Origin of the sequence: Bacteroides sp. AF29-11, assembly GCF_003602895.1 — a bacterium.
Classification (GTDB): Bacteria; Bacteroidota; Bacteroidia; order Bacteroidales; family Bacteroidaceae; genus Bacteroides; species Bacteroides uniformis.
Window position 1 is genome coordinate 101,217 of the sequence record NZ_QTLY01000002.1, and the last position, 23,435, is coordinate 124,651.

Genomic DNA, 23,435 nt, shown 5'->3' on the forward strand with positions numbered 1-23,435 from the left:
ATGTTTCTTAAATCTTTTTTTGACCGAGTAGTTTCTCTGTTCGGCCTGCTCTTTTTATTTCCTGCTTTATTGGTTATAGCTCTTCTGATTCGCATCAAGATGCCGGGTGGTCCTGTTATTTTCAAGCAGAAAAGAGTGGGGCAGCACGGAAAATTGTTTACCATGTATAAATTCCGTTCGATGATTGTCAGCCATTCCGGAAGTTCCGTATCGGTAAAAGGCGAGAGCCGTATCACTCTTTTGGGAGCCAAGTTGCGGAAATACAAGTTGGATGAATTGCCGGAGTTGTGGAATGTGTTGATAGGCGACATGAGTTTTGTAGGTCCCCGTCCGGATGTTCCGGGGTATGCAGATAAGCTACAGGGGGCTGACAGGAGGATGCTTCTTTTGAAACCGGGGATTACAGGCCCTGCCAGTTTGAAGTACCGGAATGAAGAGGAACTGTTGGCAGAGCAGGAAGACCCTCAAAAGTACAATGATGAAGTGTTGTTTCCGGATAAAGTGAAAATCAATATAGAGTATTTGGATAATTGGTCTTTCTGGTATGACATTAAAATCATCATTTATACAGTGCTTGGGAAGGATTTGTAAGGTTTTTTTCTTTCTTTTTCTCCCTCACTATGTGAGGAAAGTGAATCATTTAGAATAATCATATATATTTTATGGACAAGCAAATTTATCTCTGCCTCGCTCAGATGAGCAAAGCCGGATTGGAACAGAAATATGTGAAGGAGGCATTTGATACCAATTGGGTTGTGCCTTTGGGACCTAACGTAAATGCCTTCGAGGAGGATTTGAAACAGTTTACGGGTGGCACACATGAAGTGGTTGCATTGAGCGCAGGTACGGCAGCGGTGCACTTGGCATTGATAGCCTGCGGTGTCGGTCCGGGAGATGAAGTGCTGGTACAGAGCTTTACTTTCTGTGCCTCCTCGCATCCTATCGCTTATCTGGGTGCCGAGCCTGTATTTGTGGGTTCTGAGCCGGAAACTTGGAATATGGACCCTGTGCTGCTGGAGGAGGCGATAAAAGACCGTATCGCCAAGATAGGAAAGAAGCCAAAGGCGATTGTTCCGGTGGCTCTCTACGGTATGCCTTACGATTGCAAACGGATTATGGAAATTGCCGACCGTTACGATATTCCGGTAGTGGAGGATGCTGCCGAGGGCTTTGGCTCTAAGTTTGACGGACGGATATTGGGCACTTTCGGTAAGTTCGGTGTGTTGAGTTTCAACGGGAACAAGATGATTACGACTTCGGGTGGTGGCGCCTTGGTTTGTCAGAGCGTGGAGGACAAGAATACCGTCATGTGGTATGCCACGCAGGCGCGTGATGCTTATCCTTACTATCAGCATACGGCCATTGGCTACAACTATCGTATGAGTAATATTTGTGCAGGTATCGGTCGCGGACAGATGACGGTGGTACAGGAACATATCGACCATCACAAGCATGTGCAGGCTCTTTATGAGGAACTGTTGAGAGAGGTAAAAGGCGTGCATATTCATCGGCAACCTGCCGATTCGCGTTATGACTCTAATTTCTGGCTCTGTACGGCTACGTTGGATGCTGATGTGAAGGTGCAAGGTCAGGAGAATGCCTACAAGGAGGTGATAAGAACAGCCGTAGGCGGTGCTGCCGGTGTAATCAAGGCTGTAGAGAGTGCCACGACAGATTGTCAGCCCAATGACAACGTGGAGGCGTTGCGTGTGTTTATGGCAGCAAACCGGATTGAAACTCGTCCGGTGTGGAAGCCCATGCACAAGCAGCCTGTGTATGCGGATGCTCCGGTTTACACAAACGGAGTGGAGGAGGAGATATTCAAGGTCGGCTTCTGTCTGCCGGCAGGTCCGTGGGTGACGGATGCGGATGTGGAATACATCGTTGAAAAGATAAAGGAAGCGATTCTTTCAATGTAATTGCGCGAAACACATTAATCCATCAATCATAAACATGAACGTATTAGTAACTGGAGCTGCCGGTTTTATCGGCAGCAATCTCTGTATGCGCCTGCTGGAGGAGCAGCCCGATACCCTTGTAGTGGGTTTGGACAATTTGAATACCTATTATGATGTGAACATCAAGCAATGGCGGTTGGAGCAATTGACGAAGTTTGGAAACAGATTTGTCTTTGTCAAAGGAAACATTGCCGATAAATCGCTTGTCGATAAGCTGTTTGATGAGTATCAGCCGCAAATCGTCGTGAATCTGGCAGCACAGGCGGGTGTGCGCTATAGTATCACCAATCCGGATGCCTATATTGAAAGCAATCTGATAGGTTTTTATAATATATTGGAAGCTTGTCGCCATTCGTATGATGAGGGCAGGGAGGGGGTAAAACATCTGGTCTACGCTTCTTCATCGAGCGTGTATGGTTCGAACAAAAAGGTGCCTTATTCTACCGATGACAAGGTGGATAATCCCGTGAGCCTCTATGCTGCTACAAAGAAGAGTAATGAACTGATGGCACATGCTTACTCTAAACTTTATGACATTCCGTCCACAGGTCTCCGTTTCTTTACGGTGTATGGTCCCGCAGGTCGTCCGGATATGGCTTACTTTGGTTTTACTGATAGGTTGCTGAAAGGTGAGAAGATTAAGATATTTAATTATGGAAGCTGTAAGCGCGACTTTACGTATGTGGATGACATCGTAGAAGGCGTGATGCGTGTGATGGCAAAAGCTCCTGAACGTAGGGTGGGTGAAGACAGTCTGCCTGTACCGCCTTATAAAGTTTATAATATCGGCAATAATCATCCTGAAAACCTTCTGGATTTTGTCCGAATATTGCAGGAGGAACTGATAAGGGCAGGTGTATTGCCTACCGACTATGACTTCGAGGCGCATAAGGAATTAGCACCGATGCAACCGGGTGATGTGCCGGTGACTTATGCAGATACCTCTGCTTTGGAACGGGATTTCGGTTTCAAACCGAGTACTCCGCTTCGGGAAGGCCTCAGAAAGTTTGCCGGATGGTATAAGGACTTTTATATGGAATAATCCATTATTGATTTTATGATAACCCAATTGAATTGACATGAAAGATTTTGCGAATTTGCGAATAGCTGTAGCCGGTACCGGATATGTAGGACTGTCTATTGCGACACTGCTGGCACAACATCATAAAGTGATTGCTGTGGATGTGGTACCTGAAAAGGTGGAACTGATTAATAATAAGAAGTCGCCTATTCAAGATGAATATATCGAGAAGTACCTTTCGGAAAAGGAACTCAATCTGACAGCTACGCTGGATGGCAGGTCTGCCTACAAGGAGGCTGACTTTGTGGTAATAGCGGCACCTACCAATTATGATCCTCAGAAAAATTTTTTCGATACGCACCATATAGAAGATGTGATAGACCTTGTCCTTGAGGTGAATCCGGATGCCGCGATGGTGATTAAATCAACCATTCCCGTAGGGTATTGCCGTTCGCTTTACGTGAAGTATGCCCCAATGTTCCAGTATAAGCCGGAATTGAAAGGAAAGAAATTTAACCTGCTTTTCTCTCCGGAATTTCTAAGGGAGAGCAAAGCACTTTATGATAACTTGTATCCTTCGCGTATTATCGTTGGTTATCCGAAGATGATTGATTTGGAAGGCCGGGTGTCAGCGGAAGAGAATGCGGCAGTTCGTGCCATCGGAAATCCTGAAGCAGAAGAACTTGCACGTATATTTGCCCGGCTGCTGCATGAGGGTGCATTGAAAGAGAACATCGACACGCTCTTCATGGGCATGAAAGAGGCAGAGGCAGTGAAGCTCTTTGCCAACACTTATCTGGCACTGCGTGTGTCGTATTTTAATGAACTGGATACATATGCCGAGATGAAGGGGTTGGATGCGCAAGCCATAATCAATGGTGTAGGTCTGGATCCCCGTATCGGTACACATTATAATAATCCCTCTTTCGGTTATGGTGGGTATTGTCTTCCCAAGGATACCAAACAGTTGCTTGCCAACTATAACGATGTGCCTCAGAATATGATATCGGCAATTGTGGAGAGTAACCGTACGCGTAAGGACTTTATAGCCGATAGGGTGCTGCACATTGCCGGTGCATACGGAAGTAACAGTGTATATGATGCGGAGAAAGAAAAGGAGGTGACCATTGGTGTATTCCGGTTGACCATGAAGTCAAACTCGGATAATTTTCGCCAGAGTTCCATTCAAGGGGTGATGAAACGTATCAAGGCTAAAGGTGCCAAGCTGGTGATTTATGAACCTACATTGGAAGATGGCAGTACTTTCTTCGGTTCGCTTATTGTGAATGACTTGGAGGAGTTTAAACGTATCTCGCAGGCCATTATTGCCAACCGCTATGACGCATGTTTGGATGATGTGGCTGACAAAGTCTATACGAGGGATATTTTTAAACGTGATTAAATAAGGTATCTTATTTATATCTGTTTCATGAAGAGATTCTTTGTTCAGCATCAATTATCTTATAATTAACACTTTATCACTTTTCTCAGAAAAACTACTCCCAAGCACCTTTTTTCTTTGGCTACATAGTTTTTAATCCTCACCTTTGCACCGTTGATCAACGAAACGTGTGAATAGGAAAACGAATTTAAATCTCTAAAGAAAAAAGTATGAGTGTAATTTTCAGGACGGTGGAGAGACCGTCGGACCCCAGGGTTGAAAACTCTCCCAAGAAGTATTATCCGCAGTTGGTGACATTGGGGCAAAGCGTGGATTTGGCGTTTATTGCACAGAAGATGCAGGACCGCTCTTCTCTGTCTATCGGTGACATCAAGAGTACGATGCAGAACTTTGTGGAAAAGCTGAAAGAGCAGTTGCTGGAAGGAAAGACGGTTAATATAGCCGGGCTGGGTGTCTTTATACTGGCAGCCAAATCGAAAGGTGAGGAAAAGGCTGATGACGTGACAGCCAAGAGTGTGGAGAGCGTCCGTATCTGTTTTCAGGCGAATAGGGAACTGAAGATATCGAAGGCTGCTACCCGTGCTGGAGAAAGGCTGGATTTGGTGAGTTTGGATGATTATCTTAAGGGGAAGACTTCTACAGATGGCGGCTCCGGTTCGGAAGGAGGAGGCTCGGATTCGGATGGAGACCAAGGTGAGAATCCACTGGGATAATAGTAGCTATGAATTATTAATCAGATAATGGATAATCTTTATGAAGAAAACGTGGAATGTGATTTTGAAACTTATTATTGCCGTAGCGAGTGCTGTGGCAGGTGTGATTGGTGGACAGACAATGATGTTTTAGTCCGATAGGATTTGATAAATAAAAAATGAGAAGAGCTGCTGGCAGGAAATCTGTCGGCAGCTCTTTTTTTAATCCTTGTATGCTTCTTCGTGTACCCCCGCTACAGCCCGTCCGCTGGGGTCGTTCTTTCCTTGGAAAGAGACGTCCCATGCCAGCGCTTCGGCGGTGGAGCATGCCACACTGGGTACGCTGGGAACACTCCGGACCGCGCTTTCACTGGGGAAATGCTCTTCGAAGATGGTACGGTAATAATACTCTTCCTTGTTTTGTGGGGTGTGTATCGGGAAACGTTCGGCTGCACGTGCCATCTGTTCGTCGCTGACGGCAGCGGCAGTGACGGCTTTCAGCGTATCAATCCAACTGTAGCCCACACCGTCGGAGAACTGTTCTTTCTGCCGCCAGGCAACGTTCTGAGGGAGCATGTCGGCAAAGGCTTCGCGGACTACTTTCTTTTCTATCTCCTTGCCGGGGCACATCTTGACTGCCGGATTGATGCGCATGGCAATATCCAGGAATTCTTTGTCGAGGAAGGGGACACGTCCTTCCACTCCCCAGGCTGCAAGGCTTTTGTTGGCACGGAGGCAGTCGTACAGATGCAGTTTGGAGAGCTTGCGCACGGTTTCTTCGTGAAAGGCTTGCGGGGTGGGCGCCTTGTGGAAGTAAAGGTAACCGCCGAACACCTCGTCCGCACCTTCGCCGCTGAGTACCATCTTGATGCCCATGCTTTTGATGACACGTGCCAGCAGATACATGGGGGTGGAGGCGCGGACAGTGGTTATGTCGTAAGTCTCAATGAAATAGATGACGTCGCGGACAGCATCGAGGCCTTCCTGAACGGTATAGTTTATCTCGTGATGCACGGTACCGATATGACGGGCCACTTCGCGGGCTTTAATCAAGTCGGGAGCACCCTTCAAGCCGACGGCGAAGGAATGGAGCTGCGGCCACCAGGCATCTGCCTTGTTGTCTGTCTCGATGCGTTTGGCGGCATATTTCTTGGCGATGGCAGAGATGACGGAAGAATCGAGTCCGCCACTGAGCAGGACACCGTAGGGGACGTCGGACATCAACTGGCGCTGTACGGCGGCTTCGAGGGCATCGTGCACGGCAGTGACTTGTGTGCCGTAGGCTGTTCGGCCTATCGAAGCCGGCGCAGCGTTGCGTTCGGCGGCAGGAGTGTAGTTGTCCTTCACAGCGGCATAGTCCATCCAGTCGCGGGTGTACCAGCGGTGCATCTTGCCCTCGCGGCCACGGTAGTAGTGGCCGGGAAGGAAAGGCTCATACTCGTCGCAGAAACCCTCAAGGGCTTTCAGCTCACTGCCGAAGTAGATGTGTCCATCCTTGTCGCGTCCTATATAAAGGGGGATTACGCCGATGGGGTCGCGGGCGATGAGGTAATCGTCCGTTTCTTCATCATAGAGGGCGAAGGCGAAGATGCCGTTCAGCTCTTCGAGGAAGCGGACGCCTTTGTCTTTGTAAAGGGCAAGGATGACTTCGCAGTCGGAACCGGTCTGGAAGGCGTATTTTCCGGCATAGCGGGCACGGATGTCGCGATGGTTGTAAATCTCGCCATTGACGGCAAGCACCTGTTTGCGGTCGGGTGAATACAAGGGTTGTCCACCGGATTCCGGGTCGACAATGGAGAGGCGTTCGTGGGCGAGGATGGCGGAGCCGCCTACGTAGATACCACTCCAGTCCGGTCCGCGATGACGGATTTTCTGCGCCATCCGTAGCGCTTTGTTTCTCAATTCAGGAGTTTGCGACTGTATGTTGAAGATTCCTGCTATTCCACACATGAGAATTAAAAATTAAAGGTTAAAAATTAAAGAAAGGGAAATCATTTCTTGTTTTCTTTTAGAGGTTCGAGGTAACGGTCTATCTCTGTTGCCACTCGTCGTCCGTCGGCCAAGGCACGTACTACGAGGCTGGCGCCGTGGGCGGCATCGCCTGCCACGAATACGTTCTCTGCAAACTTCGGTTGCTCGGGCTTGAGGAAACCCATGGCAAGAAGCACCATATCGGCTTCGATGACCTCTTTCTTACCCGTAGATTTCATGGTAGGGCGGTTACCGTCTGTTGCCGGAAGCCACTCCACTTCTTCCACTTCCACACCGCATACCTTGCCATTCTTCCCGATGAACCGGGTAGAGGCGAGGGACCATCGACGGGTACAGCCTTCTTCGTGGCTGCTGGTGGTTTTCAGTACGACGGGCCATTGCGGCCAGGGAGTATCCGGGTTGTGTCCTATGGGCGGTTGGGGCATAATTTCAATCTGGGTTACGCTGACGGCTCCCTGGCGAATGCTGGTGCCTATACAGTCAGACCCGGTATCGCCGCCGCCGATGACGAGTACCCGTTTGCCGCGGGCGTTGACGAGCTGGTCTTTCGGGAAGGTATCTCCATCCAGAATATGGTTCTGCTGTGCCAGCATGTCGAGGGCAAAGTAGATGCCTTTCAGCTCCCTGCCCGGAATGGAGAGGTCGCGGGCGGTGGGCGTACCGGTACAAATGGCGTAGGCATCGAATCCGACGGGCAGTTTCTGCACATCGACATGGACTCCCATCTTGAACAAGATACCTTCGGCCTCGAGGATTTTCATGCGGCGGTCGATGACGGCTTTGTCCAGCTTGAAGTTGGGGATGCCATAGCGCAGCAGTCCTCCCGGCATCGGTTTGCTGTCGAATAGGGTAACTTCGTAACCTTTGGCGTTCAGCCGTACGGCAACGCTCAATCCGGCAGGGCCGGCGCCGATGACGGCTACTTTCTTTCCGTTGCGTTCGGGCTGGAGGGGGGTGATGTAGCCCTCGCGAAAAGCAGCCTCGGCAATGGCGGCTTCATTCTCGCGGATAGTGACCGGTTCGTTGCACGAGAGTTTCAGTACGCACGACTTCTCGCAAAGGGCAGGGCAGATGCGTCCCGTAAATTCCGGAAAATCATTCGTACTGTTCAGTATTTGATAGGCTTCGCGCCATTTGCCCCGGTAGAGCGCGTCTTGGAATTCCGGGTCTTTATTGCCCAGCGGACATGCCCAGTGGCAGAAGGGTACACCGCAGTCCATACAGCGCGAGGCCTGGAGCTTGCGGTCGTGGCTGTTCAGTGTCTGTTCCACTTGGCTGAAGTCTGTGATACGTTCGTGTATCGGACGGTAACCCGCCTCTTGGCGGGGGATATTGAGGAATGCTTTTGGATCTCCCATGATGAACAAATTAAAAAGTTAAAGAATTAAAGAATGAAAGGGGAATTTCCTCAGTCTTTCATTATTTCATTATTAATTCGCGATTCAATAATCGCGTTGCATTTCTGCAATCTTCTGTTGCAATTTCTGCATCTGCTCCTCTTGCAGCACTTTTTTGTATTCGATAGGGACTACCTGAATGAACTGGTCGGCATAGCGTGGCCAGTCATCGAGCATGGTGCGTGCCAGTTTGGAACCGGTGTACAGGTAGTGCTGGCGGATGAGCTCGTGCAGTTCCTTGCGGTAGGAGGCCTCTTCGATGAGACTCAGTTCTACCATTTCCATGTTGCAGAAATAGTCGAAGTTGCCGTCCCGGTTCCATACGTAGGCCACACCGCCGGACATGCCTGCGGCAAAGTTGCGTCCCGTCTGTCCGAGTACTACCACGCGCCCGCCGGTCATATACTCGCAGCAGTGGTCGCCTACACCCTCCACTACGGCTGTGGCACCGGAGTTGCGGACGGCAAAGCGCTCGCCTGCACGGCCGTTGATGTAAACTTCACCGCTTGTGGCGCCATAAAGCAGGGTGTTGCCTGCAATCGTGTTTTTCTCCGCCTCGAAGTTGCTCCGTACTGGGGGCAGGACTGCGATGCGTCCGCCACTCAGACCTTTGCCCAGATAATCGTTGGCCTCGCCTTCCAGCTTGAAGTTGACACCCGGGACAAGGAATGCCCCGAAACTCTGCCCGGCGGAGCCTTTGAACTTCACGTTCAGCGTATGTTCGGGCAACCCTTTTTCTCCGTATTTTGCGGCAATGACACCAGAGAGCATGGCGCCGCAGGCACGGTCGGTATTGGCGATGGTGTACTCCAGCGAGATTTCCTTCTGGTTCTCTACGGCTTCGGCGGCGGCATGTAGCATCTCTACATCTTTCACATGGTCGATGCCATGCTGTTGGTCGGTGACGTGGTGGATGGCGGCTTCGTTGTCTACGCGTGCCAGTAGTTTGTCGAAGCTTATCAACTGATGTTTCCTGATTCCGTCATCCGGCTTGCGGACGATAAGGTCTGTGCGTCCAATGATGTCATCCAGGCGTTCCACACCGATTTCCGCCAGGTATTCGCGTACTTCCTGCGCCAGGAACGTGAAGAAGTTCACCAGATACTCGCTGCGTCCGCGGAAGCGTTTGCGCAGTTCTCCGTTCTGTGTCGCCACCCCTACGGGGCAGGTGTTCTGGTGACATTTGCGCATCATTACGCAACCCAGTACAATCAGGGCACTGGTGGCGAAACCGAATTCTTCGGCTCCGAGCATTGCCATCAGTATGATGTCGCGGCCTGTTTTGAGCTGTCCGTCCACTTGCAGCATCACTTGTCCGCGCAGGCCGTTCAGCACCAGTGTCTGCTGCGTTTCGCTCAAGCCGAGTTCGGGCGAGATGCCGGCATAGCGGATGGATGATGCAGGAGAGGCTCCCGTACCGCCCTCTGCACCCGAGATGACTATCAAATCGGCCTTTGCCTTTGCCACACCGGCGGCAATGGTGCCCACACCGCTTTCTGCCACCAGCTTCACGCTGATTTTTGCCCGTGGGTTCACGTTCTTTAGGTCGAAGATGAGCTGTGCCAGGTCTTCGATGGAGTAAATGTCGTGGTGGGGTGGGGGGGAAATCAGCGAGATGCCCGGAATGGAGTGGCGTGTCTTGGCAATCACTTCATCCACTTTGAAGCCCGGCAGCTGCCCACCTTCGCCCGGCTTGGCGCCTTGGGCAATCTTTATCTGTATTTCGTCCGCATTCACCAGATATTCTGCGGTGACACCGAAACGTCCTGAGGCCACCTGCTTGATGGCGCTGCGCAGACTGGTGCCGTCTTCGCGCGGCATGAAGCGTGCCCGGTCTTCGCCTCCTTCGCCCGTATTGCTCCGGCCATGCAGCTTGTTCATGGCAATAGCCATGGCTTCGTGGGCTTCGCGGCTGATGGAGCCGTAGGACATGGCGCCGGTGACAAAGCGCTGTACGATGTTCTCTACCGGTTCCACCCGGTCTATGCTGATAGGAGCGCGGCGGAAGTCGAGGAAATCGCGCAGGAAGATGGGAGATTCCTTGCTGTCTACCATGGCAGTGAACTCCTTGAATTTCTTATAGCTTCCCAGGCGTGTGGCAAGTTGCAGTGTGCTGATGGTTTCCGGGTTCCAGGCGTGCTTCTCACCATCCTTGCGGAAGGCATACAGTCCGCGGTTCGGCAATAGCTCCGCTTCCCCCTTCTTTTTAAGAACCTCCATCCCTTCCTTGTGGAAGGCGATGGCGTCGCGTGCCACTTCATCCAGGCGTATGCCTCCGATGCGTGAACTCAGTCCGCCAAAGTAGGCATTGCTCAACTCCTCGCTCAGTCCTACGGCCTCGAAAATTTTCGCGCCCCGGTAAGAACGGATGGTGCTGATGCCCATCTTGCTCATAATCTTGAACAAGCCTTTGCAGACGGACTTGATATATTTCTTTTCGGCAGTGGCGTAGTCGAGCTGTATTTCCTTTTCGTTCACCAGTTTGTCGATGACGGCAAAAGCCATATACGGATTCAGTGCGCTGGCTCCGAAGCCCAGCAGCAGTGCGGCGTGCATCACTTCGCGGATTTCGCCGCTTTCTACAATCAGTGCCGTCTGCACCCGTTTGCCCACGGAGATAAGATGGTGGTGTACCGCCGACACGGCAAGCAGTGACGGAATGGCGGCATGGGCGGCGTCTACGTCGCGGTCGGAAAGCACGATGTAGTTCACTCCTTCGTTGACGGATTCTTCTGCCTGCTTGCAGAGGGTTGCCAATGCTTCCTGCAATCCCTGGCACCCTTTTGTCACTTCGAAGAGCAGGGGCAGTTTCACGGTCTTGAAGCCTTTGTACCGGATGTTGCAGAGAATATCCAGCTGGGCGTTGTTCAGGATGGGATGGTTCAACCTCACCATCTTGCAATGGTTTTCGCTGGGTGTCAGTATGTTCATGCCTACGGCTCCGATGTATTCGGTCAGCGACATTACCAGTTCTTCGCGTATCGGGTCGATAGGAGGGTTGGTGACTTGGGCAAACTGCTGGCGGAAATAGTTGTACAGTAGTTGCGGCTTGTCCGAGAGTACTGCCAGCGGGGTGTCATTGCCCATGGAGTTGATGGGTTCGGCACCGGTGGTACACATCGGGACAATCAGCCGTTCCACGTCTTCTTTGGAGTAGCCGAAGATGCGCAGCATGCTGTCGTAGTTCTCCACGCTATGGGAGACTTTGCGACCGCTTTTCAGTTCGTCCAGCTCGATGCGGTTGCCGGCCAGCCAAGTGCGGTATGGTTTGGCTTCGGCAAGTTGTTTCTTCAGTTCGCCGTCATAATATATTTCGCCTTTCTCGGTGTCTATAAGCAGTATCTTGCCCGGTTGCAGGCGTCCTTTTTCCTTGATGTCTCCCGGCTCGAAATCCATCACGCCGACTTCGCTGGCCACTACCATCATGCCGCCCTGCGTAATCAGGTAGCGTGCAGGGCGCAGTCCGTTCCTGTCGAGCATGCCGCCTGCATAGCGCCCGTCGCTGAAAAGCAGTGCCGCCGGTCCGTCCCACGGCTCCATCAGGATGGAGTGGTATTCATAGAAAGCTTTCAAATCTTCGCTGATGGGATTCTTTTCGTTGAAGGATTCCGGTACGAGCATGGCCATGGCGTGCGGCAGGCTCAGGCCCGACATGATGAGAAACTCGAGCACATTGTCCAGTGAGGCACTGTCGCTCATGCCCGGTTGCACGATGGGGCGTATCTCCCGGATGTCTCCCAGGGCGGGAGAGGAGAGTACACTCTCACGGGCTTCCATCCAGCCGCGGTTGCCGCGGATGGTATTGATTTCGCCGTTGTGTGCCAGCAGGCGGAAAGGCTGTGCCAGTCCCCAGGTGGGGAAAGTGTTGGTGCTGAAACGGGAGTGCACCAATGCCAGCCCGCTGGTGAAGTAGCTGTTGGTGAGGTCGGGGAAGTAGTTGCGCAACTGCAAAGAAGAGAGCATGCCCTTGTAGACGATGTTCTTCGTAGAGAGCGAGACGATGTAGAAATCCTCGCGGGTGGGGATGTCCGACTTGCGTATTCTGTTCTCTATCCTTTTCCTTATTATATAGAGTTTGCGGTCGGCGGTTTCGCTTTCCGTAAATCCGGTGATGAAAATTTGCTTGATGTCCGGTTCGTTGGCAAGAGCCGCTTCTCCCAATATTTCGGGGCAAGTGGGCACGTTGCGCAGATGCATCAGGGTCAATCCCTCCTTTTCAATCTCTTCGATAATGACGCTCAAGATGACAGCCTGGTCTTTTCCGTCTTTGGGAAGGAAAAGCAGGCCGGTGCCGTATTTTCCCTTCTCGGGAACGGGAATGCCCTGCAACAGAATGAATTCGTGCGGTATCTGCAGCATGATGCCGGCACCGTCTCCGGTTTTGTTGTCCGCCCCTTCCGCTCCACGGTGGCGCATGTTTTCCAGTACCTTCAATGCCGATTCTACCAGTTCATGTGATTTTCCTCCCTGGATATTGACCAGCATGCCTACTCCGCAGGCATCGTGCTCATGGGATGCCTCATACAAGCCCAACTGTTTGGGCTGTCGCTGGTAATCCTCTGCTTTTGTTTTGTTGTTAAAAAGTTCTTGTTTCATGATTATAAGCTTTCTTTATTGCTGTATAATATTGTTTGTGGTTTCAAAATGTTCGGCAAATATATGGTATTAATTGCAAAATGCTAATATGTATTCCTGCCTTCTTTCTTGCAAAATTCCTGCGATAGAAGATGAAGTTATGAATTGATAGAAAACACCCTCTGTTTTCTTTTAATCCTAAATCAAAATCAGACGGTTTGATTTGGATTTATAAATTAAGCCTTTTGCTTTTAAAATAATACTTTCTTTAACTTTTTGATGTAAAAACAACTTTTTTCTATTCTTTTGATAAATAAATAGTGAAAAGATTAACTTTATGTTCTTAAGAATATGTATATTTGCAGCGCAAAATCAAATACTGATACATTATGTGTGGAATAGTAGGCTATATAGGTCAAAGGAAAGCCTACCCCATTCTTATCAAAGGTCTGAAGCGGTTGGAGTACCGTGGATATGATAGTGCAGGGGTAGCATTAATCAGTGATAACCGACAGTTGAACGTGTACAAAGCGAAAGGTAAGGTTTCGGAACTTGAAACTTTCGTTGCTCAAAAAGATATTTCCGGTAACATTGGTATTGCACATACACGTTGGGCTACTCATGGAGAACCTTGTTCCGTCAATGCCCATCCCCATTATTCCTCTTCCGAACGCCTCGCCCTCATCCATAACGGCATTATTGAAAACTACGCCGTCCTTAAAGAAAAACTTCAAGCCAAAGGTTATGTATTTAAAAGCAGCACTGATACCGAGGTGCTGGTACAGCTCATTGAATACATTCAGGTGACAAACCATATTGACCTGCTGACGGCGGTGCAACTTGCCTTGCAGGAAGTGATTGGGGCGTATGCCATTGCGGTGCTCGACAAGGACAATCCGGATGGGATAATCGCTGCACGCAAGAGCAGTCCGCTGGTGGTGGGCATCGGTGAAGGAGAGTTTTTCCTGGCTTCGGATGCCACGCCGATTGTGGAATACACGGATAAGGTGGTGTATCTGGAAGACGAAGAGATTGCCCTCATCCGTCGGGGAGAGAAGCTGAAGGTTGTTAACCTGAAGAATGTGGAATGTCCGCACGAGGTAAAGACGGTAGCGCTCAATCTCGGCCAGCTGGAGAAGGGCGGTTATCCGCACTTCATGCTGAAGGAAATCTTCGAACAGCCCGGCTGCATTCACGACTGCATGCGCGGGCGTATCAATGTGGAGGGTACGAACGTGGTTCTTTCTGCAGTGATTGATTATAAGGAACGTCTGCTGGCGGCCAAACGCTTTGTCATCGTGGCATGCGGTACGTCATGGCATGCCGCCCTCATCGGCAAGCATTTGATTGAAAGCTTCTGCCGTATTCCGGTGGAGGTGGAGTATGCCAGTGAGTTCCGTTACCGCGACCCGGTGATTGACAGCAACGATGTGGTGATTGCCATCTCGCAAAGCGGTGAAACGGCCGATACGCTGGCTGCCGTGGAGCTTGCCAGAAACCGTGGGGCATTTATATACGGCATCTGCAATGCCGTCGGTTCCAGCATTCCCCGTGCCACGCACACGGGTTCCTATATCCACGTGGGACCGGAAATAGGGGTGGCATCCACCAAAGCCTTCACCGGGCAGGTAACGGTGCTTACCATGCTGGCCCTGACACTTGCCAAAGAGAAAAAGACGATGGACGAAGGGCAATACCTGGCAATTGTCAAGGAATTGGGACATATCCCCGACAAGATGAAGGAGGTCTTGAAACTGAACGGCCGCATAGCGGAACTTTCCAAGATATTCACCTATGCACACAACTTTATCTATCTGGGACGCGGATACAGTTATCCCGTAGCCCTGGAAGGTGCTTTGAAGTTGAAGGAGATTTCGTATATCCATGCCGAGGGCTATCCTGCCGCCGAAATGAAGCATGGTCCCATTGCCCTGGTGGATGCCGAAATGCCGGTAGTGGTCATTGCCACCCGGAATGGGCTTTATGAAAAGGTGCTGAGCAATATCCAGGAAATAAAGGCGCGTAAAGGCAGGGTTATCGCCATTGTGACAAAGGGAGATACGGTCATCAGTAAAATAGCCGACACTTGCATCGAGCTTCCCGAAACAATGGAGTGCCTTGATCCGTTAATAACTACGGTACCTCTGCAATTACTTGCCTATCACATTGCCGTGTGCAAGGGAATGGATGTGGACCAGCCGAGGAATCTTGCGAAGTCGGTGACTGTAGAATGAGGACATGTACAATTTACCATTTACAATGTACAATGGGGCTGCGCTTGGGAGGGGTAAATGTAAATGGTAATTGTATGCTATAATAAGGAAAAGAAAATTGTACACTTAAAATTGTACATTGTAAATGGTAAATTGTAAATAGATAGATGGAACAACTGAAGCATGAATGCGGCGTCGCCATGATACGCCTGCTGAAACCGCTGGAGTACTATGAAGAGAAGTACGGAACATGGATGTACGGACTCAACAAGCTCTATCTCCTGATGGAGAAACAACACAACCGTGGGCAGGAAGGTGCCGGACTGGCCTGCGTGAAACTGGAAGCCAGTCCCGGCGAGGAATATATGTTCCGTGAGCGTGCTCTCGGCTCGGGCGCCATTACCGAAATTTTCGGTACGGTGCAGGGCCACTTCAAGGACTTGACCAAGGAACAGCTGCACGATGCGGACTATGCCAAGCGTGTGCTGCCCTTTGCAGGGGAGGTCTATATGGGACACCTGCGTTACTCCACTACCGGCAAGTCTGGCATCTCGTACGTGCACCCGTTCCTCCGGAGAAACAACTGGCGTGCCAAGAATCTTGCCCTCTGCGGCAACTTCAACATGACGAATGTGGATGAAATCTTCGCACGCATTACCGCCATCGGCCAGCATCCGCGCAAATATGCCGATACCTACATCATGCTGGAGCAGTTGGGACATCGCCTCGACCGCGAAGTGGAGCGCCTCTTCAACCTTGCCGAATCGGAAGGGCTGGCAGGCATGGACATCACCCATTATATAGAAAACCACATCGACCTTGCCAACGTGCTGCGCACTTCGAGCAAGGAGTGGGACGGGGGATACGTGATGTGCGGACTTACCGGAAGCGGAGAGACTTTTGCCGTACGCGACCCATGGGGCATCCGTACAGCCTTCTGGTATCAGGACGACGAGATAGCGGTGCTTGCCAGCGAACGTCCCGTGATACAGACAGCCCTTAATGTTCCTGTCGAATCCATCAAGGAGCTGCAACCCGGACAAGCCATGTTTATCAACAAGGCCGGCAAGGTGCGCACCGTGCAAATCAACAAGCCGCGCGAGGTGAAGCCTTGTTCCTTCGAGCGCATCTACTTCAGCCGGGGCAGTGATGTGGACATTTACCGGGAACGTAAACTGCTGGGTGAGAAACTTGTACCCAACATATTGAAAGCCATCGACAACGATGTGGACCATACCGTCTTCTCCTTCATCCCCAATACGGCAGAAGTCGCCTTCTACGGTATGTTGCAGGGATTGGACGACTACCTCAACGAGGAGAAGGTGCAGCAGATTGCCGCCTTGGGGCATAGTCCCAGCCACGACGAACTGGAGCATATCTTGTCGCGGCGCATACGGAGCGAGAAGGTGGCAATCAAGGACATCAAGCTGCGTACCTTCATAGCCGAAGGAAACAGCCGGAACGACCTTGCCGCCCATGTGTACGACATCACTTACGGAAGCCTTGTCCCGGGAGTGGATAATCTGGTCATCATCGACGACTCGATAGTGCGTGGAACCACCCTGAAGCAGAGCATCATCGGCATCCTTGACCGTCTGGAGCCAAAGAAGATAGTCATTGTAAGCTCTTCACCGCAGGTACGCTATCCCGACTACTACGGCATCGATATGGCTAAGATGAGCGAATTCATCGCCTTCAAGGCTGCTGTGGAACTGCTGAAGGAGCGTGAGATGCGCGATGTGATTGCCGCCGCCTACCGCAAGTCCAAAGAGCAGGTAGGCCTGCCCAAAGAACAGATGGTGAATTACGTGAAGGAGATTTATGCTCCTTTCACTGATGAGGAAATCTCTGCCAAGATGGTGGAGCTTCTTACTCCGAAAGGGACGAAAGCCAAAGTGCAGATTGTCTACCAGCCTCTCGAGGGGCTGCATGAGGCCTGCCCCAAGCATCCGGGTGACTGGTACTTCAGCGGCGATTATCCTACGCCGGGCGGTGTGAAGCTGCTGAACAAGGCATTTATTGATTATATAGAACAAGTTTATCAATTTTAATTGAATCAATGAGAAATGTAACTCTAATCCTCGACGACGGGAGCCGCTTCCACGGCAAGTCGTTCGGTTTTGAAAAACCGGTAGCGGGAGAGGTGGTCTTCAACACAGCCATGACGGGTTATCCCGAAAGCCTGACCGACCCTTCGTATGCCGGACAGCTGATGACGCTCACCTATCCGTTGGTGGGCAATTACGGTGTGCCGCCTTTTACTCTCGAACCGAATGGGCTTGCCACTTTTATGGAGAGCGAGCATATCCATGCCGAAGCCATTATTGTAAGCGATTATAGCGAAAATTATAGCCATTGGAATGCGGTGGAAAGCCTCGGTGACTGGCTGAAACGCGAACAGATTCCGGGCATCACGGGCATCGATACCCGCGAACTGACGAAGGTGCTTCGCGAGCATGGGGTGATGATGGGACGTATCGCCTTTGATGATGAATCGGATGAAATGCCTGAGGCCTCTTATGCCGATGTGAATTATGTGGATAAAGTTAGCTGCAAGGAGGTTATCCGTTACAACGAAGGAACCGGTAAGAAGAAAGTGCTCCTTGTGGATTGCGGCGTCAAGCATAACATCATCCGCTGCCTGCTGAAACGTGACGTGGAAGTGATTCGCGTTCCCTGGGACTATGATTATACTGGGATGGAGTTCGACGGATTGTTCATCTCCAACGGCCCTGGCGACCCCGATACCTGCGATGCTGCCGTGCAGCATATCCGCAAGGCAATGCAGAACGATAAACTGCCCATCTTCGGCATCTGTATGGGAAACCAGTTGCTTTCCAAAGCTGGGGGCGCCAAGATATACAAATTGAAATACGGCCACCGCAGCCATAACCAACCGGTGCGTATGGTGGGTACGGAACGTTGCTTCATCACCTCACAGAATCATGGGTATGCCGTAGACAACAACACGCTGACAGAAGACTGGGAACCGCTTTTCATCAATATGAACGATGGTTCTAATGAAGGAATCCGCCACAAATGCAATCCCTGGTTCTCCGCACAGTTTCATCCCGAAGCTGCCAGCGGGCCGACGGATACGGAGTTTCTTTTTGATGACTTTGTGAAGTTGCTTTAGTAAGAGAATTTTATCAAGAATGGTTGCGTTCGTAATCTCTTGATAATCAGTATGTAAAAGACGGTATAATGAGTCCCATACTGAATGTCATTCAGTCCCAGAGTGAATACCTTTCAGTCCTATACTGAATGCCATTCAATTAGTGACTGATTGTGTAAGGTAAGAGAAAGATAAGGTTTTATTACTACTATTACATTTTTAATAAACAGATATGCAAATGAAAGAAAACAATATAAAGAAAGTCCTGCTGCTCGGTTCCGGTGCACTGAAAATCGGTGAGGCAGGAGAATTTGACTACTCCGGTTCGCAGGCGCTCAAGGCATTGAAGGAGGAAGGCATCTACACGGTTCTCATCAATCCGAACATTGCCACGGTACAGACCTCGGAAGGAGTTGCCGACCAGATTTACTTCCTGCCCGTCACTCCTTACTTCGTGGAGAAGGTGATAGAGAAGGAGCGCCCGGACGGCATCATGCTTGCTTTTGGTGGGCAGACGGCACTGAACTGCGGTGTTTCCCTCTATAAAGACAAGATTTTCGAGAAGTACGGCGTGACGGTTCTCGGCACTCCCGTGCAGGCCATCATTGACACGGAGGACCGTGAAATCTTTGTGCAGAAACTGAATGAGATTGATGTGAAGACCATCAAGAGCGAAGCCGTGGAGAATGCCGCCGATGCCCGTCGCGCAGCCCGGGAACTGGGATATCCGGTCATTGTCCGTGCCGCATACGCGCTTGGCGGACTGGGTTCGGGCTTCTGCGACAATGAAGAAGAGCTGAATGTGCTGGTGGAGAAAGCCTTCTCCTTCTCCCCGCAGGTGCTGGTGGAGAAATCGCTGAAGGGATGGAAGGAAGTGGAATACGAGGTGGTGCGCGACCGCTTCGACAACTGCATCACGGTCTGCAACATGGAGAACTTCGACCCCCTGGGCATCCATACAGGTGAGTCCATCGTTATTGCCCCGTCACAGACGTTGAGCAATACGGACTATCATAAATTGCGTGAACTCGCTATCCGCATTATCCGTCACATCGGCATTGTGGGAGAGTGTAACGTGCAGTATGCCTACGACCCGATGAGCGAGGACTACCGGGTAATCGAGGTAAATGCACGCTTGAGCCGTTCGTCTGCACTTGCCTCTAAAGCAACGGGTTATCCGTTGGCATTTGTAGCGGCAAAACTCGGCTTGGGCTATGGCTTGTTCGACTTGAACAACTCTGTGACAAAGACCACAAGCGCTTTCTTCGAACCCGCCCTGGACTATGTGGTCTGCAAGATACCGCGTTGGGATTTGGGCAAGTTCCACGGGGTGGACAAAGAGCTGGGTTCGAGCATGAAGTCGGTAGGCGAGGTGATGGCTATCGGCCGTACTTTCGAGGAAGCCATCCAGAAGGGGCTTCGCATGATAGGCCAGGGCATGCACGGCTTCGTAGAGAACAAGGAACTGGTGATTGCCGATTTGGACAAGGCTCTGCGCGAACCGACGGACAAGCGTATCTTTGTCATCTCCAAAGCCTTCCGTGCCGGGTATACGGTGGACCAGGTGCACGAATTGACCAAGATAGACCGTTGGTTCCTGGAGAAGTTGATGAACATCATGGATACCAGCAGGGAACTGCACTCTTTTATGGCTGATGGAGAGTTGCCAATGATTCCCGTGGACTTATTGCGTAAAGCCAAAGTACAAGGCTTCTCTGATTTCCAGATAGCCCGTGCCCTCGGCTTGGAACAAGCAATGGACGGCGAAGAAGCCATCCTTGCCGTCCGCAATTTCCGCAAGAGTGCAGGCATTCTGCCCGTAGTGAAGCAGATAGATACCCTTGCCGCCGAATATCCCGCACAGACCAACTATCTCTACCTGACGTATAGTGGCACGGCAAATGATGTCCGTTACCTCGGCGACCACAAGTCCATCGTCGTATTGGGCTCCGGCGCCTACCGCATCGGTTCTTCCGTAGAGTTCGACTGGTGCGGCGTGCAGGCCCTGAACACCATCCGCCAGGAAGGCTACCGCAGTGTCATGATAAACTACAACCCCGAAACCGTGTCTACGGACTATGACATGTGCGACCGTCTTTACTTCGACGAGCTCACCTTCGAGCGTGTGATGGATATTCTCGAACTGGAGAATCCCCACGGGGTGATTGTCTCTACCGGTGGTCAGATACCGAATAACCTTGCCCTGCGCCTCGATGCGCAGAAGGTACCTATTCTCGGCACAAGCGCCAGGAGCATCGACAATGCCGAGGACCGTGACAAGTTCTCCGCCATGCTCGACCGCATTGGTGTAGACCAACCCGAATGGCGGGCGCTGACCTCCCTGGAGGACATCAACGCCTTTGTGTATAAGGTGGGCTTCCCGGTATTGGTCCGTCCTTCCTACGTATTGTCCGGCGCTGCGATGAACGTCTGTTCCAACCGGGAGGAGCTGGAACGCTTCCTGAAGCTGGCGGCGAATGTCAGCAAGAAACATCCCGTAGTGGTGAGCCAGTTCATTGAGCATGCCAAGGAGGTGGAGATGGATGCTGTGGCGCAAGATGGAGAGATTATCGCGTACGCCATCAGTGAGCATATCGAGTTTGCCGGAGTGCATTCCGGTGACGCCACTATCCAGTTCCCGCCACAAAAGTTGTATGTGGAGACGGTGCGCCGCATCAAGCGCATCAGCCGCGAGATTGCCCGTGAGCTGAACATCTCCGGTCCGTTCAATATCCAGTATCTGGCACGCGAGAACGACATCAAGGTGATTGAGTGCAACCTCCGTGCCAGCCGTTCGTTCCCGTTTGTCAGCAAGGTGCTGAAGATAAACCTTATTGAACTTGCCACGAAGGTGATGCTCGGCATTCCGGTACAGAAGCCGGACAAGAATCTGTTCGATTTGGATTATGTAGGCATCAAGGCGAGCCAGTTCTCCTTCAACCGTCTGCAGAAGGCCGACCCGGTACTGGGGGTGGATATGGCAAGTACGGGCGAGGTGGGTTGCATCGGCAGCGATACTTCCTGCGCCATTCTCAAGGCGATGCTCTCCGTGGGATATCGTATTCCAGAGAAAAATATCCTGCTTTCTACCGGTACTCCGAAGCAGAAAGTGGACATGCTTTCTGCCGCGCGTATGCTTCAGAAGAAGGGGTATAAGATATTTGCCACGGGTGGTTCCAGCAACTTCCTTACGGAGAACGGTGTGGAGAATACGCGCGTCTACTGGCCCAGCGAACCCGAACGCCAGCCACAGGCACTCGACATGCTGCACCGCAAGGAGATAGACATGGTGGTCAATATTCCGAAGAACCTCACCGCAGGCGAGTTGGATAACGGCTACAAGATACGCCGTGCCGCCATCGACCTCAATATTCCGTTGATAACGAATGCCCGTCTGGCAAGTGCGTTCATCAATGCATTCTGCACGATGACACCGGATGATTTGGCTATCAAGTCGTGGGCGGAGTACAAATGATAGTTTAATTTGCTATCTTTGCTGAAAACTAAGTTCGATGGAAACAATTTTGACCCAATACTATCAATCTCCTTATGGCGAGTTGCTCCTCGGCTCTTTCGGCGATAAACTCTGCCTATGCGACTGGATGCTGAACGAGAAACGTAGAGTAACCGTTGATAAGCGCATACGGCAGGCGCTGCATGCCGATTATGAGGAAGGCACTTCGGAAGTGATTGCAAGGGCAATCATTCAGTTGGATGAGTATTTTGCCTGTAAGCGGACCATATTCGATGTTCCACTGCTTGCAGTCGGAACAGAATTCCAGCGGACGGTGTGGCAGGAGTTGCAGAACATCCCTTACGGAAAAACAGTGTCCTACGGCGAGCTTTCACGAAAGCTGGGCAATCCGAAAGCCATACGTGCGGTGGCGGCTGCCAATGGGGCAAATGCCCTCTCCATACTCATCCCCTGCCATCGTGTGGTGGGCAGTAACCATACGCTGATAGGCTATGCCGGTGGACTGGCAGCCAAACAAGGGATGCTGGCATTGGAAGCGGACTCTTGCGACGGACCGTCAGGCTCCCGTATAGGACAGCTGTTTTGAGGTCAGGTTTGTTTCTGGTATTCCGCCGGTGTCATCCCCGTCATACGTTTGAAGAACTTCGAGAAGAACGACGGATTGGGAAAGTTCAGTTCGTCTGATATTTGAAACACCAGTAGATTACGGTGTTTCAGCAAAAGTGGCTGATGTGTGCCCATTCCTCGTTGTTGCATGAAAGGCGGATTCCGTTTCGTGTATAAGCTTCCGAAAGAATGGAATTCTGTAGCACGGGCAGAAAATTGGCAGTGGGCATGATGACTTGGAATTCGTAGTCGGGACTGACTTCCGAGCATGATGCGTACAATCCTTCAATGGGCGCAATGGATTACGCGTATCAATCCGCTGCGCTATTTTGTAGAGGTAATGCGTACCATCTATCTCCGTGGCGGCGGATTTGCCGAACTGCTGCCGCAGTTGGGAGCCTTGTTGGTCTTTGCATTGGTCTTCAATCTGTGGGCGGTAAAAAGTTATAGGAAAAGCAGTTAACTGATTGTCCTATATTAGCATCCCATTGGGCTCTTTTTCTTGAAAAAGGGCTACACCATTTGCCTTGGATAGCTACACCCTTTTGTGTTTAAGGCTACACCATGAGGAGGAAAAGGTGTAGCCCTTTTATTATGGATAATAAAAGCTGTTTTTTGTGCGGAAAAAGAGTACAAGTAGTGATATGTATCTAATGATGAAAAATATCTGTTGTGCTTAGTAATTGATTGATTAATAGTGGTATGGATGTGAGAAGAAAGGTGTTTTTTAAACGTTCGTTTTTTGAACGTCAATATTTAAGAAAATTAAAGAGGGAAGATTACTTAAAAATTAGTAAAAGGAAGAAGTTAGAGAAATACAATGCAATAGGCTTACTGACAAAGTATTATACTCACTAAAAAGAAATTTATAGAATATTTTTATTAAACATTTTGCGAGATTCAAAAATACACCTTATCTTTGCGAACATTAAACGAACGTTTAAAAAACACCTGTGTGCATATAACTCATTCGTTTATAGTATCTTATC

General features: G+C 50.7%; 14 protein-coding genes and 2 pseudogenes. 12 read left to right on the forward strand and 4 right to left on the reverse strand.

Annotated features, from left to right (window positions below):
- The 6 genes from DWZ03_RS03155 (at window position 1) to DWZ03_RS19915 (ending at window position 5,227) form a co-directional block, all read left to right on the forward strand.
- Window positions 1-591, forward strand: a complete 591-nt coding sequence (locus DWZ03_RS03155) for a sugar transferase (protein WP_057281017.1) — start codon at window positions 1-3, stop codon at window positions 589-591.
- Window positions 592-662: 71 nt separating this feature from the next.
- Window positions 663-1,919 carry a DegT/DnrJ/EryC1/StrS family aminotransferase gene (locus tag DWZ03_RS03160; protein ID WP_120128782.1) on the forward strand — a complete coding sequence of 419 codons (1,257 nt, stop codon included), beginning with the start codon at window positions 663-665 and terminating at the stop codon, window positions 1,917-1,919.
- A gap of 34 nt (window positions 1,920-1,953) precedes the next feature.
- On the forward strand, window positions 1,954-3,000 hold the full coding sequence (locus tag DWZ03_RS03165) for an NAD-dependent epimerase/dehydratase family protein (protein ID WP_133303137.1): 1,047 nt from the start codon (window positions 1,954-1,956) through the stop codon (window positions 2,998-3,000).
- A 37-nt stretch (window positions 3,001-3,037) separates the two neighbouring features.
- Window positions 3,038-4,381 carry a nucleotide sugar dehydrogenase gene (locus DWZ03_RS03170; RefSeq protein ID WP_117867038.1) on the forward strand — a complete coding sequence of 448 codons (1,344 nt, stop codon included), beginning with the start codon at window positions 3,038-3,040 and terminating at the stop codon, window positions 4,379-4,381.
- 209 nt (window positions 4,382-4,590) lie between these two features.
- Window positions 4,591-5,094, forward strand: a complete 504-nt coding sequence (locus tag DWZ03_RS03175; RefSeq protein WP_005827604.1) for an HU family DNA-binding protein — start codon at window positions 4,591-4,593, stop codon at window positions 5,092-5,094.
- Window positions 5,095-5,134: 40 nt separating this feature from the next.
- The gene (locus DWZ03_RS19915) at window positions 5,135-5,227 is read left to right on the forward strand and encodes a smalltalk protein (RefSeq protein ID WP_005837261.1); all 93 of its coding nucleotides are present in this window, start codon (window positions 5,135-5,137) and stop codon (window positions 5,225-5,227) included.
- 68 nt (window positions 5,228-5,295) lie between these two features.
- On the opposite strand, the gene asnB is transcribed toward DWZ03_RS19915, so the two are convergent.
- The 3 genes from asnB to gltB all read right to left on the reverse strand — a co-directional run bounded on the left by asnB (window position 5,296) and on the right by gltB (window position 13,061).
- Window positions 5,296-7,023, reverse strand: a complete 1,728-nt coding sequence (asnB, locus tag DWZ03_RS03180) for an asparagine synthase B (RefSeq protein WP_120128785.1) — start codon at window positions 7,021-7,023, stop codon at window positions 5,296-5,298.
- Between the two features lie 41 nt (window positions 7,024-7,064).
- Window positions 7,065-8,423 carry a glutamate synthase subunit beta gene (locus DWZ03_RS03185; protein WP_009038340.1) on the reverse strand — a complete coding sequence of 453 codons (1,359 nt, stop codon included), beginning with the start codon at window positions 8,421-8,423 and terminating at the stop codon, window positions 7,065-7,067.
- An 84-nt stretch (window positions 8,424-8,507) separates the two neighbouring features.
- Window positions 8,508-13,061: a glutamate synthase large subunit gene (gene gltB / locus DWZ03_RS03190; RefSeq protein WP_394801232.1), complete on the reverse strand. Its 4,554-nt coding sequence runs from the start codon at window positions 13,059-13,061 to the stop codon at window positions 8,508-8,510.
- A 365-nt stretch (window positions 13,062-13,426) separates the two neighbouring features.
- Here gltB and glmS point away from each other — a divergent pair, with 365 nt between their 5' ends.
- The 5 genes from glmS (at window position 13,427) to DWZ03_RS03215 (ending at window position 22,426) form a co-directional block, all read left to right on the forward strand.
- Window positions 13,427-15,271, forward strand: coding sequence for a glutamine--fructose-6-phosphate transaminase (isomerizing) (gene glmS / locus DWZ03_RS03195; protein WP_120128789.1), 1,845 nt, complete (start codon window positions 13,427-13,429; stop codon window positions 15,269-15,271).
- 146 nt (window positions 15,272-15,417) lie between these two features.
- The gene (locus DWZ03_RS03200) at window positions 15,418-17,301 is read left to right on the forward strand and encodes an amidophosphoribosyltransferase (RefSeq protein ID WP_120027155.1); all 1,884 of its coding nucleotides are present in this window, start codon (window positions 15,418-15,420) and stop codon (window positions 17,299-17,301) included.
- 8 nt (window positions 17,302-17,309) lie between these two features.
- Window positions 17,310-18,386: a glutamine-hydrolyzing carbamoyl-phosphate synthase small subunit gene (gene carA, locus DWZ03_RS03205; RefSeq protein WP_117990779.1), complete on the forward strand. Its 1,077-nt coding sequence runs from the start codon at window positions 17,310-17,312 to the stop codon at window positions 18,384-18,386.
- A gap of 217 nt (window positions 18,387-18,603) precedes the next feature.
- Window positions 18,604-21,840 (forward strand): carbamoyl-phosphate synthase (glutamine-hydrolyzing) large subunit, encoded by a 3,237-nt coding sequence (gene carB / locus DWZ03_RS03210; RefSeq protein ID WP_120129098.1) that lies wholly within the window; start codon window positions 18,604-18,606, stop codon window positions 21,838-21,840.
- A gap of 37 nt (window positions 21,841-21,877) precedes the next feature.
- A complete protein-coding gene (locus tag DWZ03_RS03215; protein ID WP_120128791.1) occupies window positions 21,878-22,426 on the forward strand; it encodes a methylated-DNA--[protein]-cysteine S-methyltransferase in 549 nt (182 codons plus the stop codon).
- A 2-nt stretch (window positions 22,427-22,428) separates the two neighbouring features.
- Here DWZ03_RS03215 and DWZ03_RS03220 read toward each other — a convergent pair.
- A pseudogene (locus tag DWZ03_RS03220) lies at window positions 22,429-22,712 on the reverse strand (helix-turn-helix domain-containing protein); the annotation flags it as partial.
- Between the two features lie 20 nt (window positions 22,713-22,732).
- On the opposite strand from DWZ03_RS03220, the pseudogene DWZ03_RS03225 reads away from it, so the two are divergent.
- Window positions 22,733-22,909: pseudogene (locus DWZ03_RS03225) on the forward strand (ABC transporter permease); the annotation flags it as partial.
- Between the last annotated feature and the right edge of the window lie 526 nt (window positions 22,910-23,435).

Excerpts from the sequence above, each read along its gene's own strand:
- DWZ03_RS03200 (WP_120027155.1), top strand. The coding sequence starts at position 15,418 with ATGGAACAACTGAAGCATGAATGCGGCGTCGCCATGATACGCCTGCTG.
- carA (WP_117990779.1), top strand. The coding sequence starts at position 17,310 with ATGAGAAATGTAACTCTAATCCTCGACGACGGGAGCCGCTTCCACGGC.
- DWZ03_RS03215 (WP_120128791.1), top strand. The coding sequence starts at position 21,878 with ATGGAAACAATTTTGACCCAATACTATCAATCTCCTTATGGCGAGTTG.
- DWZ03_RS03185 (WP_009038340.1), bottom strand. The coding sequence starts at position 8,423 with ATGGGAGATCCAAAAGCATTCCTCAATATCCCCCGCCAAGAGGCGGGT.
- glmS (WP_120128789.1), top strand. The coding sequence starts at position 13,427 with ATGTGTGGAATAGTAGGCTATATAGGTCAAAGGAAAGCCTACCCCATT.
- DWZ03_RS03160 (WP_120128782.1), top strand. The coding sequence starts at position 663 with ATGGACAAGCAAATTTATCTCTGCCTCGCTCAGATGAGCAAAGCCGGA.
- asnB (WP_120128785.1), bottom strand. The coding sequence starts at position 7,023 with ATGTGTGGAATAGCAGGAATCTTCAACATACAGTCGCAAACTCCTGAA.
- DWZ03_RS19915 (WP_005837261.1), top strand. The coding sequence starts at position 5,135 with ATGAAGAAAACGTGGAATGTGATTTTGAAACTTATTATTGCCGTAGCG.
- DWZ03_RS03165 (WP_133303137.1), top strand. The coding sequence starts at position 1,954 with ATGAACGTATTAGTAACTGGAGCTGCCGGTTTTATCGGCAGCAATCTC.
- DWZ03_RS03170 (WP_117867038.1), top strand. The coding sequence starts at position 3,038 with ATGAAAGATTTTGCGAATTTGCGAATAGCTGTAGCCGGTACCGGATAT.
- DWZ03_RS03175 (WP_005827604.1), top strand. The coding sequence starts at position 4,591 with ATGAGTGTAATTTTCAGGACGGTGGAGAGACCGTCGGACCCCAGGGTT.
- carB (WP_120129098.1), top strand. The coding sequence starts at position 18,604 with ATGAAAGAAAACAATATAAAGAAAGTCCTGCTGCTCGGTTCCGGTGCA.
- DWZ03_RS03155 (WP_057281017.1), top strand. The coding sequence starts at position 1 with ATGTTTCTTAAATCTTTTTTTGACCGAGTAGTTTCTCTGTTCGGCCTG.